The organism is Nonomuraea cypriaca, from assembly GCF_015645445.1.
Lineage (GTDB): Bacteria > Actinomycetota > Actinomycetes > Streptosporangiales > Streptosporangiaceae > Nonomuraea > Nonomuraea cypriaca.
In genome coordinates, this window is record NZ_JADOGI010000067.1 from 1 (window position 1) to 16,886 (window position 16,886).

Sequence of the window (16,886 nt, forward strand, 5' to 3'; positions counted from 1 at the left end):
CCCCCGAACCACGCCGGACCCTCACGAACTCCCCCAAGCCACGCCCGACCCCCACGGTCCCGCCGGAAGAGACCGAGATCCACCGCTTCGACATCCGCTCACCCGGCGCACCCGCCTACGTCGCCTCGGGCCAGGTCCCGGGACGGCTGCTGAACCAGTACTCCCTCTCCGAGTACGACGGCCACCTCCGCGTCGCCACCACACTCGACTCGGCGGACGGCGACAACAGCTCCAGCACCGTCCACGTGCTCAGGGCCGACACCCTGGCCAAGTCGGGCGAGGTCGGCGGCCTGGGCAACGGTGAGCGGATCTACTCGGTCAGGTTCATCGGCCCGGTGGGCTACTGCGTCACGTTCAAGCAGGTCGACCCGCTCTACACGCTCGACCTGCGCGACCCGTCGGCGCCCAGGGTCACCGGCGAGCTGAAGATCACCGGCTACTCGGCGTACCTGCATCCCGGCAGCGAGGGCCGGCTGATCGGCATCGGACAGGAGGCCAGTGAGCAGGGCAGGACGCTCGGCACGCAGATCTCCCTCTTCGACGTCAGCGATCCCGCGAACCCGCGCCGGCTGTCGCAGCTGTTCCAGAAGGAATCGGGCTCGGAGGCGGAGTGGGATCCGCACGCGTTCCTCTACTGGCCCAGGACGGGTCTGTCGGTGATCCCGCTGAGCACGTACGCGGAGAGCGAGCAGGAGTCGGGGGCGATCGTCCTGCGGATCGACGACTCCGGCGTCTCGAAGCTCGGCATGATCACGCACCCGTCACAGGACCTGCGGGAACACACCTACCAGCCCGGCATCCAGCGCTCGATGGTGATCGGCGAGGAGATCTGGACGGTCTCCTACGCGGGCGTCCAGGTCAACGACGCCACCACCCTCGCCGAACGCGCCTGGATCCCATCCACCTGACCCCTACTCATGGCTGCTCCGGTGCGACGACGGGGACGATCTCCGGCGCGCCGAGCCTGATCGCGTCGGCGTCCTGGTCGGTGTCCTGTTCCTGGGAGCGACGCTCGGCCTCGACGCGCTTCGAGTAGTATTCCACCTCCCTCTTGACCTGCTCGCCGTCCCAGTCGAGCGGTCCCGCCATCAGCTCAGCCGCCTCCTGCGCCACGGCCAGCCCGCGGTGGAAGGTCTCGATGGAGATGCGTGTGCGCCGGGTCAGGACGTCGTTGAGATGCCGGGCGCCCTCGTGGGTGGCGGCGTAGACGATCTCGGCCCGGAGGTAGTCGTCGGCCCCGGACAGCGGCCTGGCCAGCGACGGGTCGCCGTCGATCAGGTCGAGGACCTCGTCGATCAGGGAGCCGTACCGCTGGAGCAGGTGCTCGATCCTGGCCACGTGCAGCCCGGACGACTGGGCGATCCGGTGCCTGGAGTTCCACAGCGCCTGGTAGCCCTCGGCGCCGACGAGCGGGACGCGGTCGGTGCACGAGCGCGGCACCCGCTGGTCGAGCCCGTGCGCCACGGCGTTCACGGCGTCCTCGGCCATGACCCGGTAGGTCGTGTACTTCCCACCGGCGATCATGACGAGGCCGGGCACGGGGTGCGCCACCACGTGTTCCCTGGAGAGCTTGGACGTCTCGTCGGACTCGCCGTACAGCAGCGGCCGCAGGCCCGCGTACACGCCCTCGACGTCGTCCCTGGACAGCGGCACGGACAGGACCGCGTTGACGTGGTCGAGCAGGTAGTCGATGTCCGCCCGGGAGGCGGCCGGGTGGCTCTTGTCGAGCGTCCACTCGGTGTCGGTGGTGCCGATGATCCAGTGGCGGCCCCAGGGGATCACGAACAGCACCGACTTCTCCGTACGCAGGATGATGCCGGTCCGCGACTGGATGCGGTCGCGCGGCACCACGAGGTGGATGCCCTTGGAGGCGCGTACGTGGATCTGGCCGCGCCCGCCGACCAGCTCCTGGATGTCGTCGGTCCACACCCCGGTGGCGTTCACGACCTGCCTGGCACGCACCTCCAGCTCGTCGCCGCACTCCAGGTCGCGTACGCGTACGCCGGTGACCCGCTCGCCCTCCCGCAGGAACCCCACGACCTGGGCCCGCAGCGCGATGCGGGCGTCGTACGTGGCCGCGGTGCGCAGCATGGTCATGACGTAACGCGCGTCGTCCACCTGCGCGTCCCAGTACTGGATGGCGCCCGTGAACGCGCTCTTCTTCAGCGCCGGGGCCAGCCGCAGCGCCCGCGACCTGGACAGGTGCCGGTGCCCTGGGACGCCGCGGGCGAGCCCGGACGTGTGGCCGAGCGTGTCGTAGAGCGCCACACCCGCGCCGACGTAGGGGCGTTCCCACGCGTAGTGGGTCATCGGGAACAGGAACGGCACCGGCCGGACCAGGTGGGGCGCGATCCGCTGGAGCAGCAACGACCGTTCCCGCAGCGCCTCGCGTACCAGCTCGAAGTTGAGCTGCTCCAGGTAGCGCAGGCCGCCGTGGATCAGCTTGGACGAGCGCGACGACGTGCCGGAGGCGAAGTCGCGCGCCTCGAGCAGGCCCACGTCGAGCCCCCGCGTGGTGGCGTCCAGCGCGATCCCCGCCCCGACGACGCCGCCGCCGACCACGACCACGTCGAGCTCCTGCGCGGCCATGCTCTCCAGTGCCGCCACCCGTTCGGCGGGCCCGAGCCGAGCCACGCTCCTTCCCGACGCCATGCTGCCCCCTGGGACGATAGCTTGCGGTCCATACCTACCCTTAAGGGACACATGCTGTAACTCCGCGCTCGGTCAAGCGCGTACGACCTTCACTCCCGCGTCGGTGAGCTGCCCCGCGAGGGCGTCGGAGAGGTGTACGTCGGTCACCAGCGTGTCGATCTGACCGATCGGGCAGATCCGCGAGAACGCCCTCCTGCCCACCTTCGACGAGTCCGCCACCACCACGACCTGCTGGGCGCGGCTGATCAGCAGGTGGTTGACGCTCGCCTCGCCCTCGTGGTGGGCCGACGCGCCGAGCTCCACGTCGAGCCCGTCCACCCCGAGGAAGGCCACGTCCAGCGTCACCTGCTCAAGCACGCCCGAGGCCAGCGGCCCGATCAGCTCGTACGACTGCTGCCTGGCCACCCCGCCGGTGACCACGATCTTGACGTGTCTGCGCACGGTGAGCTCGTTGGCGATGTTGAGCGCGTTCGTGACGATCGTGAAGCCGCTCTCCAGCGTCGAGAGCGTGGCCAGCGTGCGCGCGAGCTCGGAGGTGGTGGTGCCGCCGTTGAGCCCGACCACGGCGCCAGGCGTGACCAGTTCGGCGGCCGCGGCGGCGATGCGGTGCTTCTCGTCGGCGTGCCTGGCCGTCTTGTAGCGCAGCGGGAGGTCGTAGCTCACGCTCTGCGCGACCGCGCCGCCCCGCGTGCGCATGAGCATCTGCTGCTGGGCCAGCTGGTCGAAGTCCCGCCTGATGGTCGCCGTGGAGACGTCGAGCGACCGCGCCGCCTCCTCCACCGAGAGCCTGCCCTCCTGGGCCAGCAGCTCCAGGACGGCGTTCCAGCGGTCGTAGCGGGACACGGAGCACTCCTCAGGAATGGGGTCAGCAGCAAGCGTGGCACAGTCAGGGGCCCCAGAGCCAGTGTCCGTTACTGCACTTTCTTGATATACACGAAGCAGAAACAATCAACCTCCGGAGGCACGTGGTGACCACCCACACCGAGGCCGAGATCGCGTCCCAGCCGTCGTGCTGGCAGCGCGCCGTCGAGAGCGTTCCCGCCGGCGCCCTGCCGCGCCGGGGTGAGCGGGTCGCCGTCGTCGGCTGCGGGACGTCGTGGTTCATCGCGATGGCGTACGCCGTGCTGCGGGAGCGGGCCGGGCACGGCGAGACCGACGCCTTCGCCGCCTCCGAGGCCCCGATCGGGCGCCACTACGACCGCGTGCTGGCGCTGAGCCGCTCGGGCACCACGACCGAGGTGCTTGAGCTGCTCGCGCGCACGACGACGAAGACGACGGCCATCACCGCCGACCCGAAGACGCCGATCATGTCGGCCGCCGACGAGGTCGTCGTCCTCGACTACGCGGACGAGCGTTCCGTCGTGCAGACGAGGTTCGCCACCACGCAGCTGGCCATGCTGCGCGCCGGCCTCGGGGAGGACCTCACCCAGGCGATCGCCGACGCCGCGGAGGCCGTGGCCGCGCCGCTGCCCGACGAACTGGTACGGGCCGAGCAGTTCAGCTTCCTGGGCACCGGCTGGTCGGTCGGCCTGGCGCAGGAGGCCGCGCTGAAGATGCGCGAGGCGTCGCGTTCGTGGACGGAGGCGTACCCGGCGATGGAATACCGGCACGGCCCGATCAGCATCGCCGCCCCCGGCCGCGTCACCTGGATGCTCGGCGCCGCGCCCGAAGGGCTGCGCGGGCAGGTCGAGGAGACCGGCGGCACGTTCTTCGAGACCTCGCTCGACCCGATGGCCGAGCTGATCCGCGCCCAGCGGGTGGCCGTCGCCCGTGCCTTCGACCGGGGGCTCGACCCCGACGAGCCCATGCACCTCACGCGATCTGTGATCCTTTCCTCATGAGCCTTACACTCGCCGACGCCAGGATCGTGACCCCCGAGGGAGTTCACGAGGGGTGGCTGACCATCGAAGACGGCCGCATCACGCACGTCGGCCGCGGATCCGCCCCCGGTTCGGGCCTCAGCCTGGGCGGGCGGCACGTCGTCCCTGGGTTCGTCGACATCCACAACCACGGCGGCGCCGGGGGCTCGTTCCCGACCGGCGAGCAGGACAAGGCACGTGACGCGGTGGAACTGCACCGCCGCCACGGCACCACGACCACGATGGCGAGCCTGGTCACCGACTCGCTCGACGGGCTGACGCGGGCCGCGTCGGCGCTGGCCGAGCTGTGCTACGAGGGGCTGCTGGCCGGGATCCACTTCGAGGGCCCCTACATCTCGCGGAGCCGCTGCGGCGCGCACGACCCCGCGCTGCTGCGCGAGCCGTCGCCGCAGGAGTTCGCGGGGCTGGTCAAGGCCGGGCGCGGGCACGTACGCATGCTCACCATCGCGACCGAGCTGCCCGGCGCGCTCGACACGATCAGGATGGCCGTCGCGGAAGGCGTCATCGCGGCCCTGGGCCACAGCGACGCCGACTACGACCAGACGCTCGAAGGCATCGAGGCGGGCGCGAGCGTGGCCACACACCTCTACAACGCGATGCCGCCGCTCGGGCACCGCGCGCCCGGTCCCGTGGCGGCCCTGCTCGACGACGAGCGGGTGACGGTCGAGCTGATCAACGACGGCGTACACGTGCACCCGGCGATGCTGCGGCTGGCGTACGAGGTGGCCGGGCCAGGCAGGACCACGCTGGTCACGGACGCGATCTCGGCCACCGGGCTGGGCGACGGCGACTACGTACTCGGTCCCATGCGGGTGCGCGTGGAAGACGGCGTGGCCAGGCTGGTCGACGGCAGCACGATCGCGGGCTCCACGCTGACCATGGACGTCGCGTTCAGGCGCAGCGTCCAGGAGGTGGGGATGTCGCTGCCGGACGCCGTCCAGGTGGCCTCGCTGACGCCCGCGCGGGTGCTCGGGCTGGCCGGCCGGATCGGCTCGATCGCCGTCGGCAAGGCGGCCGACCTGGTGGTGCTGTCCGACTCGCTGGAGGTGGCCGGGGTGATGAAGGACGGCGGCTGGATCACGGAGCCGCGATGATCCTCACGGTGACGCTCAACCTCGCGCTCGACGTGACCTACCAGGTCCCCCGCGTGGACTGGGACGGTGTCAACCGGGTGGGCGGCGTGCACCGGCGGGCCGGCGGCAAGGGCGTCAACGTGGCCCGCGTCCTGGCCGCGCTCGGCCAGGAAGTGATCGTCATGGGGCTGGCGGGCGGGCCGACAGGGCGGGCGATCGAGGCGGACCTGCGCGCGGCCGGTCTGGAGTGCGCGCTGTGCGGCATCGCCGGTGACTCCCGTACCACGCTGGCGGTCTCCGAGACGGCCGGGCCGCGGACCGCGCTGTTCAACGAGCCAGGCCCCGAGGTCACACCGGCCGAGCTGGCGGACTTCATCCGGCGCTACACCGCGCTCGCGGCCATCGCCGACGCGGTGGTCATCGCGGGCAGCCTGCCCCGGGGTGTCCCCATCGACGCCTATGCCACGCTGACGGCGATCGCGGCCGAACGGGACGTTCCCGCCATCGTGGACGCCGACGGAGAGCCGCTGCGCCACGCGCCCAAGGGCCGGCCCGCCGTCGTCAAGCCCAACGCGGCGGAGCTGGCCAGGGCCGTGCCCGGCGGCACCCTCGCCGACGGCGCGCGGGCGTTGCGCGAGCGGGGAGCCGAGTCCGTGGTGGTGTCCATGGGCTCGGACGGGCTGCTGGCCGTCACCGGGGAAGGGACGTTCCGGGCGCGGATGCCGTACACGGTGGCGGGCAATCCGACCGGCGCGGGCGACTCGCTGGTAGCGGGCCTGGCGCTGGGCCTGGTCCGGCCGGAGCCGTGGCCCGACCGGCTCAGGCGGGCGGCGGCGCTGGGCGCGGCGGCCGTGGCCGCGCCGGTGGCGGGCGAGTTCGACCAGGACGTGTACACCGCCGTGCATCCGCTGATCGTCATCACGTAAGGAGCCACGACATGCCCCTCGCCGCCCTCGGCGACATCGTCAGCCAGTCACCCATGGGTCTGGGCGCGTTCAACGTGATCCAGCTGGAGCACGCCACCGCGATCGTGACCGGCGCCGAGGCCCTCGGGCTGCCGGTCGTGCTGCAGATCAGCGAGAACTGCGTGCGCTACCACGGCGCCCTGGAGCCGGTCGCGCTGGCCGCGCTCGCCATCGCCAGGCGCGCCGAGGTGCCGGTCGCCGTCCACCTCGACCACGCCACCGACCGCGCGCTCGTCGAGGAGGCCGTGGAGCTGGGGCTCGGCTCGGTCATGTACGACGCCTCCGCCCTGCCCGACGAGGACAACGTACGCGCCACGGCCGAGGTGGCGGCCTGGTGCCACGGGCGCGGCGTGTGGGTGGAGGCCGAACTGGGGGAGGTCGGGGGCAAGGACGGCGTACACGCGCCCGGCGCCCGTACGAAGCCGCACGAGGCGGCCGGCTACGTGGCCAGGACCGGCGTGGACGCGCTGGCCGTGGCCGTGGGGACGTCGCACGCGATGACCACCAAGGACGCGGTCCTGGACCTGGACCTCATCGCCGAGTTGCGGGCCGCCGTGCCGGTGCCCCTGGTGCTGCACGGCTCGTCGGGGGTGCCCGACGACGTGCTGCGCGCGGCCGTACGGCACGGCATGAAGAAGATCAACATCGCGACCCACCTGAACAAGGCGTTCACCGCCGCGGTACGCGACTACCTGACCCACGACGGCCGCGTCGTCGACTCCCGCAAATACCTCAAGGCCGGCCGGGACGCCGTGGCCAGGGAGGTCACCCACCTGCTGGGCGTCCTCACGAGCTGAGCTCCTTGCGCATCAGCACGACCGAGCGCCCTTCGATGCCCTCGCGACCGGTCTCGACGTAGCCGAGCGAGGAGTAGAGGGAGATGTTCGAGGCCATCTTGACGTTCGTGTAGAGGCGCAGGGCGGGGAGTCCCAGTCTGCGCGCCTCCTCCTCCGCGTGCGCCAGCAGCCCGCGCCCGATGCCCCTGCCCTGGCTCCCGGGGTCCACCGCGACGTTCTCCACCAGCAGGACGCCGTCCTCGGGGACGAGCACGACGAGCCCTCGGAGGTCGGGCGTGACGTGCACCCGACCGGCCGCGATGAACGCGGCGTAGTCGGCCTCCATCGGCAGCGGCCGCATGCCGATGACCTCGATCCACGGCGAGTAGGCGTCGTGGACGAGCTTCTCGACGGCCGCTCTGTCGGCCTCCCTCGCCAGTCTCATGCACCCAATGTTGCCAGCACGCGTTGGACCTGCCGCTCGAAGGTCCCCGGTGCGTTGCGCGGGCTGTCGTGCGAGAGCAGGAACAACCAGATCAGCGCCTGAACCTTGCGGCACTCGCGCAGCCGCCGCTCCTCCGGCGCGCTCAGCTCGAACCGCTGGGCGATCTCCACCTCGCCGTCCACCCACATCGACACGTGCTCGGCCAGCTCCGCCAGCTCGAACGCCAGGTCGCTGCGGCCGGAGTCCTCGAAGTCGACGATGCGGACGCGGGTGCCGTCCCACAGGAAGTTCGCCAGGTTGCCGTCACCGGCCCCGAACACCGGCCGCACCCCCGACTCGCCCGGCGACCAGCTCTCCAGCCACCGCAGGCCCTCTTTCACCGCCCGGTCCGCCTGCGGGTCCCTCGGCTGCCAGGCCGCGCACCGCCGCCCGACCCACTCGACGACCGCCTCGCGCTGCCAGGGGCGTACCGGGACGGTCCGCAGGACAGGCTGTGGGACGGCCGCGTACAGCTCGGTGAGCGCGTCCGCCATGGCCGTCACGTGCCGCGGCTCCCGCCTGACGAGTCCGCGCATCGGCGCCCCGCCGAGCCTCGACATGCGCACCACGCCGTCCTCGAACGCGATCGGCTCCGGAACCAGGTCATGGACATACCCCGCGAGCAACGTCAGCGCCCGCCACTCGCGCTCGGCGGCGCCCGGCGTCGTGTCGACGTACCGCTTGGTGACGACGTCGCCCTCGATGGTCAGCTCGTGGGTGTACTGAAGATCAGGCATCCCCGCATGCTAGGGGCTGATCACCAGGACAGTTGCCGGCCGTCGCGGAAGAACCCGCCGCTGGGCCCGTCGTCGGGCAGGTCCACGGCCCACAGCACGCTCTTGGCCCCCTCCGCGACCGGCCGACCGCCAGGCCCGCCCATGTCCGTCGCCACCCAGCGCCTCCCGCACCACCGTCAGATCCGCGTCCGAGGCCCGCTGCCAGGTGTCGTAGTGGATGGCGGCATTGTTGACCAGCACGTGCGCCTGCCCGTACGACTCCCGTACGCCCCGGGCGAGCCGTTCCACGGACTCGTGATCGGCCACGTCCAACTGGTACGCCACCACCGCCTCGCCGAGGCCGAGATCCCCGGCGGCCCGCTCCGCCTTGCCGAGATCTCTGGCCGTCAGCAGCACGGTGTCACCGGTCAGCGCGAGCCGCCTGGCCACCTCCAGCCCGATCCCCCGATTGGCCCCCGTGACCACGCAGACCCGACCCGCCATCGTCCCCCCTCGAAACCCGGCGCCGGAGAAAGTCGCGTTCCACCTCGTTCCGCGCGCGGGCGAGCGCGGCCTCGTACGCCCGCACCGCCTCCGCCTCGCGCCCCAGCCGCCGCAGCAGATCAGCGCGTATCGCATGGAACAGGTGGTACGCCTCCACCTCCAGCTCATCGACCAGCGCGAGCGCCTTCTCCGGCCCCTCCACCTCGGCCACCGCCACCGCGCGGTGCAGGGCCACGACCGGACTCGGATCGAACGCCAGCAGCAGATCGTACAGTCGCACGATCTGCCCCCAGTCGGTGTCAGCCACGCTGGGCGCGTCGCTGTGCACGGCGTTGACGGCGGCCTGGATCTGGTACGGCCCGGGCCGGTCGAGCCGCAGGAACCGCCGTACGATGCCCTGCCCCTCCTCGATCAGCCGCCGATCCCACAGCCCCCGATCCTGCTCGGCCAGCAGCACCAACTCGCCGTCCCCCGCGGTACGCGCGGCGCGCCGCGAGTCGATCAGCAACATGAGCGCCAGCAGCCCCATGACCTCGGGTTCGTCCGGCATCAGCGCGTCCAGCACCCGCCCGAGCCTGATGGCCTCCGCGCACAACTCCTCGCGGACCAGCCGATCCCCCGAACTGGCCGCGTAACCCTCGTTGAAGATCAGGTACACGACCGCCAGCACGGCCCGCAGCCGGCCGGGCAGGTCGGCCTCCTTCGGCACCCGGTACGGGATCCCGGCGTCCCGGATCTTGTTCTTGGCCCTGACCAGCCGCTGCGCCATGGTCGCCTCGGGCACCAGGAACGCGCGGGCGATCTCCGCCGTCGTCAGCCCGCCGAGCAGCCGCAGCGTCAGAGCGACCTGGGCATGCGTGGCGAGCGCCGGATGGCAGCAGGTGAAGATCAGCCGCAGCCGGTCGTCGCGTACCGGCCCCTCTTCCCGCGGCTCGTCGCGCGCGTGCAGCAGCGCGGCCTGCGCGTGCTTGTCCGGCCGGGCCGCCTCCCTGCGCAGCCGGTCGATGGCCCGGTTGCGGGCCGTGGTGATGATCCACCCCGCTGGGCTCGGCGGCGCCCCATCCGACGGCCACCGCCGTACCGCGACCGTGAACGCCTCCTGCACCGCCTCCTCGGCGACGTCGATGTCCCCGAAGGCCCGCACGAGAACGGACACGGCCCGGCCGTACTCCTCACGGAACACGCGCTCGACCATGGAGACGTCGCGCATCGGCGAACGCCCCCCTAGCGCCCGGCCCTGCGTACCATCGCCTCCACGGTGTTCTTCGCCACCAACAGGGAGGCCCCGGTCGCCTTTCGATAGATCTTGATGGCCATAATGAGCTTCTTCTCCTCCAGCGCCTGATAGAACTCCGGCGGCAGGAACGGCCCCTCGTCGTCCACGAGCGCGGGATCGATGCCGAGATGCCGATGAAGGTTCGCGACCTGTTGCTCCAACCGGGCGATTCTCTCCTCAACGGATTCCATGGCGGAAACCTTATGTCACTTCGCGTCGGGCTCCAGGAGCACTTCGGCGAGCTGCTTGCCGAACTCCTCAGGATGCTCGGTGTATCCGCCGTGCCCGCCGGGGAACTCCGTCAGCTCGCGCCCGAGCCGGCGGGCCAGCTCGGCGGCCGGCCGGTACGGCAGGTGCCCGCGCGTCTCCCGCCCGGCCGCGAGCACCAGCCGGTCGGACCCGGCCGCCAGCGCGTCCATGTCGGGCACGTACGACGTGAACTGCCGCAACTCGTGCTCCATGAAGAGCGGCATGTTGGCGCGGGCCCTGGCCACCCGCTCGGCGGCACGCGGCGGCAGCGACGCCGGGTCGGGCAGCTCCCGCAGCGTCCCGCCGATCCCGGCCATCATGTGCGCCCCCGCCGCGCCGAGCCCCTCGGTCAGGAAGAGGTCGTAGACCTTGCCGAAGAACGCCCGCTGCTCGGCGGCGTCCGGCAGCACCTCGACGCACGGCGGCTCGTGCGCGACGACCCTGCGCACCCGCTCCGGGTGCCGCGCGAGCAGGTCGAGCGCGACGATGCCCCCGTCGCTGCCGCCGAAGACGTACGCGCTGCCGCCCAGGTGCTCGATCAGCAGGCTGAGGTCGTCGCTCCACACCTGCACCCGCTGGTCCTCGGCAGGGCCGTCGAGGACGCTGCGCGAGTAGCCGCGCGGATCGACCGCGACGACCGTGAAGTGCGCGCCGAGAACCTCACCGATCCCGTCGAAGACCCCGGCGTCACCCCCTCCCCCCGGCACCGCCACCAGCACCGGGCCCTCCCCGCGCACCTCGTGGTACAGCCGGGCCCCCGGCACTCGCAACATCGCTGCTCTCATCGGCTCCGCTCCTCCTCGCTCGCCCTGGGCCAGTGCTCCAGCAGCACGTGCAGGGCGTCGATGGCGCGCGCCCATGACGTGTCCACGTCCCTGGGGTGCGCGAAGCCGCCCGCGGCCTCAAGGCTGGTGTATCCGTGGAAGGTGCTGCGCAGCAGCCGGACGGCATCGGTCAGATCCGGCTCCTCCAGGTCGTAACCCCGCAACATCCCGTACGTCAGCTCGCCGGTACGCCGGTAGACCGTCGTATCGGCGACCTCGGCGGGATCCAGTTTGCTCTGCGTCGCCGCGTACCGGCCGGGGTGGCGCAGCGCGTACTCGCGGTAGGCCCCGGCGAACGCGACCAGCGCGTCCTTCCCAGAACGCCCGGCCACGGCCGCGCCGATGTGGTCGATCAGCTCCCCGGCGGCCAGGATGGCCACCCTCGTACGCAGATCCTGGAGATTCCTGACATGCGAATACAGGCTCGCGTCCTTGACACCGAACCGCCGCGCCAGCGCCGACACGGTGACGTGGTCGAAGCCGACCTCGTCGGCGAGCTCGGCCGCGGCCCGGGTGAGCCGCTCGGCCGTCAGCCCCGCACGCGCGGCCATCCGCCACCTCCCACTTTCCTAGGACTCCTAGGTTACAGGCTAGACCACATAGGAAAGTGGCCCGCCGTAGAACAGCGGGCCACCGAAAAGAGACGTCAGTGCTGGATCGGGGCGACGACGACCTCGACCCGCTGGAACTCCTTGATGTCCGAGTAGCCGGTCGACGCCATGGTCCGCTTGAGCGCGCCCATCAGGTTCATCGACCCGTCCGCCACGCTCGAAGGACCGTGCAGGATCTGCTCCAGCGTGCCGACCGTGCCGAACCCGACCCGCCGCCCCCGCGGCAGATCCGGGTGGTGCGCCTCCGACCCCCAGTGGAAGCCGTGCCCGGGCGCCTCGGCCGCCCGCGCCAGCGGCGAGCCCACCATCACGGCGTCGGCCCCGCACGCGATGGCCTTGGCGATGTCACCGGACGTGCCCATGCCGCCGTCCGCGATCACGTGTACGTAGCGGCCGCCTGACTCGTCCATGTAGTCTCTGCGCGCCGCCGCGACGTCCGAGATCGCGGTGGCCATCGGCACCGCCACCCCGAGCACGTTGCGCGTCGTGTGTGAGGCGCCGCCGCCGAACCCGACCAGCACGCCGGCCGCGCCCGTGCGCATCAGGTGCAGCGCGGCGGTGTAGGTGGCGCAGCCGCCCACGATCACCGGCACGTCGAGCTCGTAGATGAACTGCTTGAGGTTGAGCGGCTCGGCCCGGCCGGACACGTGCTCGGCGGAGACGGTCGTGCCGCGGATGACGAAGATGTCGACACCCGCGTCGATCACGGTCTTGTGGTACTGGACGGTGCGCTGCGGCGACAGCCGTACGGCGGTCGTCACCCCGGAGGCCCGGATCTCCTCGATCCTGCGGCCGATCAGCTCCTCCTGGATCGGCGCCGCGTAGATCTCCTGGAGCCGCCTGGTGGCCGCCGCCACGTCCAGGACGGCGCATTCCTCCAGCAGCGGCGACGGGTCCTCGTAGCGGGTCCAGAGCCCTTCGAGGTCGAGCGGCGCCAGACCGCCGAGCCGGCCGATCTCGATCGCGGTGGCGGGCGACACCACGCTGTCCATGGGAGCGACGACCACGGGCAGCTCGAACCGGTAGGCGTCGATCTGCCACGCGATCGAGACCTCTTCCGGATCACGGGTGCGCCGCGAGGGCACCAGGCCGATCTCGTCCAGCGAATACGCCCGCCGCCCGGTCTTCCCCCGGCCGATCTCCACCTGCTGAGTCATGAACTTACCTTCTGTGATAGTTCGGAGCTTCCACGGTCATCTGGATGTCGTGGGGGTGGCTCTCCTTGAGCCCTGCCGAGGTGATCGGCATGAGCTCGCAATCGGTGTGCATCTGGTCGATCGTGCGGCAGCCCGCGTACCACATGCCCTGGCGCAACCCGCCGATGAGCTGGTGCGCGACGGCCGCGACCGGACCCCGGTAGGGCACCTGACCCTCGATGCCCTCCGGGATGTACTTGTCCTCGCCGCCGACCTCGGCCTGCGCGTAGCGGTCCTTGCTGAAGGAGGTGCCGCCACGCTCACGATTGCGTACGGCGCCGAGCGACCCCATCCCCCGGTACGACTTGAACTGCTTGCCGTTGATGAAGATCAACTCACCGGGCGACTCCTCGCACCCCGCGAGCAGCGAGCCCAGCATGACCGTGTTGGCGCCGGCCGCGATCGCCTTGACGATGTCGCCGGAGTATTGCAGGCCGCCGTCCCCGATGACCGGCACGCCCGCGGGAGCACACGCCTTGGACGCCTCGTAGATGGCCGTGACCTGCGGCGCGCCGACCCCGGCCACCACGCGCGTGGTGCAGATGGACCCGGGCCCGACCCCGACCTTGACCGCGTCCACGCCGGCGTCGACCAGCATCTGCGCGCCCGCCCTGGTGGCGATGTTGCCGCCGATGACCTGGACCTTGCTGTTCGACTTGACCTTGGCGATCATGTCGGCCAGCCCTCTGGAGTGCCCGTGGGCCACGTCCACGACGATCACGTCGACCCCGGCCTCGATCAGCGCCTTGGCACGCACCTCGGCGTCGCCGCCGACGCCCACGGCCGCGCCCACCAGCAGGCGGCCGTCGGCGTCCTTGGTGGACAGTGGGTACTGCTCGCTCTTGGTGAAGTCCTTGACCGTGATCAGGCCGCGCAGCCGGCCATCGGCGTCGACCAGGGGAAGCTTCTCGATCTTGTTCTTCCGCAGCAGGGCGAACGCCTCGTCCCGCGACACCCCCACCCGGGCGGTGACCAGCGGCATCTTGGTCATGACCTCGCGTACGGGCCGCGACTGGTCACTCTCAAACCGCATATCACGATTTGTCACGATCCCCACCAGCGTCCCGGACATGTCGGTAACCGGCACCCCAGAGATCCGGTACGTCGCGCACAACCGCTCGACGTCCGCCAGCGTGTCGTCCGGGCTGCACGTCACGGGATTGGTCACCATGCCGGCCTCGGACCGCTTGACCAGGTCCGCCTGCTGCGCCTGCTCCTCGACCGACAGGTTGCGATGCAGGATGCCGATGCCGCCCTGCCGCGCCATGGCGACCGCCATGCGGGCCTCGGTGACGGTGTCCATGGCCGCGGAGACCAGCGGAATGGACAGCGAGATCCCCCTGGACAGACGGGACCGGGTGTCGGCCTCGCCGGGCTGGAGATCTGAGTATCCGGGCACCAGCAGCACATCGTCGAAGGTCAAACCCATCTCGGTGAACTTGGACATGCCACGGCCCCCTCCTGCCAGTGCACTGATATTCACCAAAGTCTAGGCCCTAGCTCCAAAAGAGGCGCTGACGGCCCTGCTTATGGCCGCACTTCGTTCGGCGGGCTCGTCCGCCCGATGCCGCCGTCTTCCCCCACTCCGCTCGCTTCGCTCCCTACACTCCTCCAGACGACGGCGCTCCCTCGCAGTGTTCATGGCCTCCACCCGTGGAGGCGGGCTCGTCCGCCCAATGCCGCCGTCTTCCCCCACTCCGCTCGCTTCGCTCCCTACGCTCCTCCAGACGACGGCGCTCCCTCGCAAAAGCATGGCCTCACTCCGTGGGGCCGGCGACACGGTCGCCCTAGGCTGTCGCCGGACGCGCGGATGCCGGGAGCACGATGACCCCCACGGTCCGTCGTACTCCCGGCATCGAAAGAGCGCCGGGGGATGGGACCGTGATCCGTCCCACCCCCCGGCCACCGGCATCCGGGCGTGGCGCGCAATGCACCACCGAACCCCCCTCCGCGTTCTGATGGGCGGCGCGACCGCGCCCTTCGAAGATGCCGACGCTAGGTAAAGCCTGCGTTACTCAGCGGCGCATCGCAATGTGAAAACGTGCAAGTTCACGAAGTTGCACTTCCCACCCGTTCGGTCGGTGGAACGCGTGTACAGGAACACGCGAGAAAGAGCGGACACGGGGGCGAGGCGGCGTTATCCTCGCGGCACGCCCGTGTCCCCCCGACGGAGCCGCCCACATGCCCAACGAGCCCCGCACCGTGTCCGATCCCTTCGAGACGCTGGGCCTCGACCCCGCACAGACCGCGCTCTATTCGGCGGTCCTGCGCCTGCACAGAGCGACGCGCAGCGATCTGGCGCAGGCCATGGACGGGCCGGTCGAGAAGGTCGGCCGGCAACTCGACGACCTGGTCAAACTGGGGGTGATCGACGAGCAGTCGGGCGAATACCTGGCCAGGCACCCGGCCGCCGCACTCGGGCGGGTGATCGCCGCACGGCTCGACCGGCTGGCCGAGGAGAGCCGCATGATCGACTCGGCGCTCGGCTCCATCCGCGGCCTGATCCGCGACTACGACGCCGGGCGCGACTACCAGAGCGGGCCCTTCACGGTGGAGTTGGTGAGCGGGGCGGACGTGCTCTACGAGAGCGTCGCCGGCATGGCCGTACAGGCCCCCGGACTCGAGTTGCTCACCGCCGTCCCAGACGAGCGCACCATGACCGACTTTGTCCGGAAATTTGCGGACCTGTGGATTGACGCGCAGGAACGGAAGCTGCTCACCGTGCACGCGATCGTCCCGGTGAACACCCTGCCCCTCCCCGGCGTCCGCGACCAGCTCACGCGCCTGGTCGAGAGCGGCGGCCAGGTACGCACGATGGACCGGGTGCCGAGCTGGTTCATGACCGTGGGGGCGGAGGCGGCCGGTCTGCCCGCGCTCTGGGGCGGCAACCTGCCCGACCTCGCGTACAACTTCCATCTCGTACGCGCTCCGGTCGTGGTGGGTGTGCTCCAGTCCCTCTTCGGCGAGTTGTGGGGCCGTGCCGTGCCCCTGCCGTGGTACCGCGGGGGCGGCATGGTGCAGGTGCTCCGCCTGGCCGCCCAGGGCATGTGCGACGAGTCGATAGCCCGCCAGCTGGGGGTCTCGGTCAGAACGGTCCGGGCGAGGTTCGCCGACGCCATCGCCGAACTCGGTGCTCAATCACGCTTCCACGCAGGTGTGGAGGCCACGAGACGCGGATGGCTGAGCTAATGTCCACCGCTCGGGCCTCTTCGGTCATATGGTGGGAAGGTGCTGGAAGACGTCCCCCGCGACCCGTTCGCGGACGACCCGAACGACCCTTCCTCGGCGATGGGCGCGCTCGACGACGCCGAGCCACTCACCGCGGCCGAGCGTGACGAGGCCATCACCGACCTCGCCGACGTCGAGGTCTTCCGCTCTCTGCTCGAACCGCAGGGCGTGCTCGGCCTCGTGCTCGACTGCCCTGAATGCGGCGAGCAGCACTTCTTCGACTGGGAGCTGCTGCGCGGCAACCTACGCCAGATGATCGAGAAGGGTCAGCCACAGGTCCACGAGCCGGCCTTTCACCCCGACCCCGCCGACTACGTCACCTGGGAGTACGCCAGAGGCTATGTCGACGGCGTCATCGACACGGAGGAGCGCCGCTGATCCACGTCATCGAGCAGCACGGCCAGCAACCGCGCCGCTGGATCGGCTGAGCCGGGCATCTCACCACGACCGAG

The 16,886-nt window shown here is 70.9% G+C and carries 18 protein-coding genes; 7 read left to right on the forward strand and 11 right to left on the reverse strand.

The genetic code is table 11. The annotated features are described in order from the left end of the window. The coding region (locus ITP53_RS22510; RefSeq protein ID WP_195897404.1) for a beta-propeller domain-containing protein at nt 1-908 on the forward strand (908 nt) is incomplete at its 5' end. Nucleotides 909-915: 7 nt separating this feature from the next. Here ITP53_RS22510 and ITP53_RS22515 read toward each other — a convergent pair. After that, nucleotides 916-2,652 (reverse strand): glycerol-3-phosphate dehydrogenase/oxidase, encoded by a 1,737-nt coding sequence (locus ITP53_RS22515; RefSeq protein ID WP_195897405.1) that lies wholly within the window; start codon nt 2,650-2,652, stop codon nt 916-918. A 72-nt stretch (nt 2,653-2,724) separates the two neighbouring features. Beyond that, nucleotides 2,725-3,495, reverse strand: coding sequence for a DeoR/GlpR family DNA-binding transcription regulator (locus ITP53_RS22520; protein ID WP_195897406.1), 771 nt, complete (start codon nt 3,493-3,495; stop codon nt 2,725-2,727). Nucleotides 3,496-3,620: 125 nt separating this feature from the next. On the opposite strand from ITP53_RS22520, the gene ITP53_RS22525 reads away from it, so the two are divergent. Genes ITP53_RS22525 through ITP53_RS22540 form a run of 4 tightly spaced genes read left to right on the forward strand, consistent with a single transcriptional unit; the run spans nt 3,621 to nt 7,367 of the window. Beyond that, nucleotides 3,621-4,493, forward strand: coding sequence for an SIS domain-containing protein (locus ITP53_RS22525; RefSeq protein WP_195897407.1), 873 nt, complete (start codon nt 3,621-3,623; stop codon nt 4,491-4,493). After that, nucleotides 4,490-5,626 (forward strand): N-acetylglucosamine-6-phosphate deacetylase, encoded by a 1,137-nt coding sequence (gene nagA / locus ITP53_RS22530; RefSeq protein ID WP_195897408.1) that lies wholly within the window; start codon nt 4,490-4,492, stop codon nt 5,624-5,626. The genes ITP53_RS22525 and nagA overlap by 4 nt, the downstream gene beginning before the upstream one ends. Continuing rightward, nucleotides 5,623-6,531 (forward strand): 1-phosphofructokinase family hexose kinase, encoded by a 909-nt coding sequence (locus tag ITP53_RS22535; RefSeq protein ID WP_195897409.1) that lies wholly within the window; start codon nt 5,623-5,625, stop codon nt 6,529-6,531. Before nagA ends, ITP53_RS22535 begins: the two co-directional genes overlap by 4 nt. An 11-nt stretch (nt 6,532-6,542) precedes the next feature. Beyond that, on the forward strand, nt 6,543-7,367 hold the full coding sequence (locus ITP53_RS22540) for a class II fructose-bisphosphate aldolase (RefSeq protein WP_195897410.1): 825 nt from the start codon (nt 6,543-6,545) through the stop codon (nt 7,365-7,367). Here ITP53_RS22540 and ITP53_RS22545 read toward each other — a convergent pair. From ITP53_RS22545 to guaB, 9 genes are all read right to left on the reverse strand, one after another. Then, the gene (locus ITP53_RS22545; protein WP_195897411.1) at nt 7,357-7,791 is read right to left on the reverse strand and encodes a GNAT family N-acetyltransferase; all 435 of its coding nucleotides are present in this window, start codon (nt 7,789-7,791) and stop codon (nt 7,357-7,359) included. The two genes, ITP53_RS22540 and ITP53_RS22545, sit on opposite strands and share 11 nt — an antisense overlap. Then, nucleotides 7,788-8,567 carry a phosphotransferase family protein gene (locus ITP53_RS22550; RefSeq protein WP_195897412.1) on the reverse strand — a complete coding sequence of 260 codons (780 nt, stop codon included), beginning with the start codon at nt 8,565-8,567 and terminating at the stop codon, nt 7,788-7,790. The genes ITP53_RS22545 and ITP53_RS22550 overlap by 4 nt, the downstream gene beginning before the upstream one ends. Before the next feature lie 9 nt (nt 8,568-8,576). Further along, nucleotides 8,577-8,996, reverse strand: a complete 420-nt coding sequence (locus ITP53_RS22555) for an SDR family NAD(P)-dependent oxidoreductase (RefSeq protein ID WP_328815399.1) — start codon at nt 8,994-8,996, stop codon at nt 8,577-8,579. Further along, nucleotides 8,968-10,260: an RNA polymerase sigma factor gene (locus tag ITP53_RS22560; RefSeq protein ID WP_195897413.1), complete on the reverse strand. Its 1,293-nt coding sequence runs from the start codon at nt 10,258-10,260 to the stop codon at nt 8,968-8,970. Before ITP53_RS22560 ends, ITP53_RS22555 begins: the two co-directional genes overlap by 29 nt. A 14-nt stretch (nt 10,261-10,274) precedes the next feature. Further along, a complete protein-coding gene (locus ITP53_RS22565) occupies nt 10,275-10,517 on the reverse strand; it encodes a hypothetical protein (protein WP_195897414.1) in 243 nt (80 codons plus the stop codon). A gap of 15 nt (nt 10,518-10,532) precedes the next feature. After that, the gene (locus ITP53_RS22570) at nt 10,533-11,360 is read right to left on the reverse strand and encodes an alpha/beta fold hydrolase (protein ID WP_195897415.1); all 828 of its coding nucleotides are present in this window, start codon (nt 11,358-11,360) and stop codon (nt 10,533-10,535) included. After that, entirely contained in the window at nt 11,357-11,950 is a 594-nt protein-coding gene (locus ITP53_RS22575; RefSeq protein ID WP_195897416.1) for a TetR/AcrR family transcriptional regulator, read from the reverse strand. Before ITP53_RS22575 ends, ITP53_RS22570 begins: the two co-directional genes overlap by 4 nt. Nucleotides 11,951-12,045: 95 nt before the next feature. After that, on the reverse strand, nt 12,046-13,167 hold the full coding sequence (locus ITP53_RS22580; RefSeq protein ID WP_195897417.1) for a GuaB3 family IMP dehydrogenase-related protein: 1,122 nt from the start codon (nt 13,165-13,167) through the stop codon (nt 12,046-12,048). 4 nt (nt 13,168-13,171) lie between these two features. Then, a complete protein-coding gene (gene guaB, locus ITP53_RS22585; RefSeq protein WP_195897418.1) occupies nt 13,172-14,653 on the reverse strand; it encodes an IMP dehydrogenase in 1,482 nt (493 codons plus the stop codon). Nucleotides 14,654-15,387: 734 nt separating this feature from the next. On the opposite strand from guaB, the gene ITP53_RS22590 reads away from it, so the two are divergent. Together ITP53_RS22590 and ITP53_RS22595 are read left to right on the forward strand one after the other, a co-directional pair. Beyond that, on the forward strand, nt 15,388-16,395 hold the full coding sequence (locus ITP53_RS22590; protein WP_195897419.1) for a helix-turn-helix transcriptional regulator: 1,008 nt from the start codon (nt 15,388-15,390) through the stop codon (nt 16,393-16,395). Nucleotides 16,396-16,434: 39 nt separating this feature from the next. Then, nucleotides 16,435-16,812: a DUF5319 domain-containing protein gene (locus ITP53_RS22595; RefSeq protein WP_132640005.1), complete on the forward strand. Its 378-nt coding sequence runs from the start codon at nt 16,435-16,437 to the stop codon at nt 16,810-16,812. Nucleotides 16,813-16,886: the final 74 nt, after the last annotated feature.

Excerpts from the sequence above, each read along its gene's own strand:
- ITP53_RS22515 (WP_195897405.1), bottom strand. The coding sequence starts at position 2,652 with ATGGCGTCGGGAAGGAGCGTGGCTCGGCTCGGGCCCGCCGAACGGGTG.
- ITP53_RS22570 (WP_195897415.1), bottom strand. The coding sequence starts at position 11,360 with ATGAGAGCAGCGATGTTGCGAGTGCCGGGGGCCCGGCTGTACCACGAG.
- ITP53_RS22545 (WP_195897411.1), bottom strand. The coding sequence starts at position 7,791 with ATGAGACTGGCGAGGGAGGCCGACAGAGCGGCCGTCGAGAAGCTCGTC.
- ITP53_RS22590 (WP_195897419.1), top strand. The coding sequence starts at position 15,388 with ATGCCCAACGAGCCCCGCACCGTGTCCGATCCCTTCGAGACGCTGGGC.
- ITP53_RS22580 (WP_195897417.1), bottom strand. The coding sequence starts at position 13,167 with ATGACTCAGCAGGTGGAGATCGGCCGGGGGAAGACCGGGCGGCGGGCG.
- ITP53_RS22560 (WP_195897413.1), bottom strand. The coding sequence starts at position 10,260 with ATGCGCGACGTCTCCATGGTCGAGCGCGTGTTCCGTGAGGAGTACGGC.
- nagA (WP_195897408.1), top strand. The coding sequence starts at position 4,490 with ATGAGCCTTACACTCGCCGACGCCAGGATCGTGACCCCCGAGGGAGTT.
- ITP53_RS22550 (WP_195897412.1), bottom strand. The coding sequence starts at position 8,567 with ATGCCTGATCTTCAGTACACCCACGAGCTGACCATCGAGGGCGACGTC.
- ITP53_RS22540 (WP_195897410.1), top strand. The coding sequence starts at position 6,543 with ATGCCCCTCGCCGCCCTCGGCGACATCGTCAGCCAGTCACCCATGGGT.
- guaB (WP_195897418.1), bottom strand. The coding sequence starts at position 14,653 with ATGTCCAAGTTCACCGAGATGGGTTTGACCTTCGACGATGTGCTGCTG.
- ITP53_RS22535 (WP_195897409.1), top strand. The coding sequence starts at position 5,623 with ATGATCCTCACGGTGACGCTCAACCTCGCGCTCGACGTGACCTACCAG.
- ITP53_RS22575 (WP_195897416.1), bottom strand. The coding sequence starts at position 11,950 with ATGGCCGCGCGTGCGGGGCTGACGGCCGAGCGGCTCACCCGGGCCGCG.
- ITP53_RS22565 (WP_195897414.1), bottom strand. The coding sequence starts at position 10,517 with ATGGAATCCGTTGAGGAGAGAATCGCCCGGTTGGAGCAACAGGTCGCG.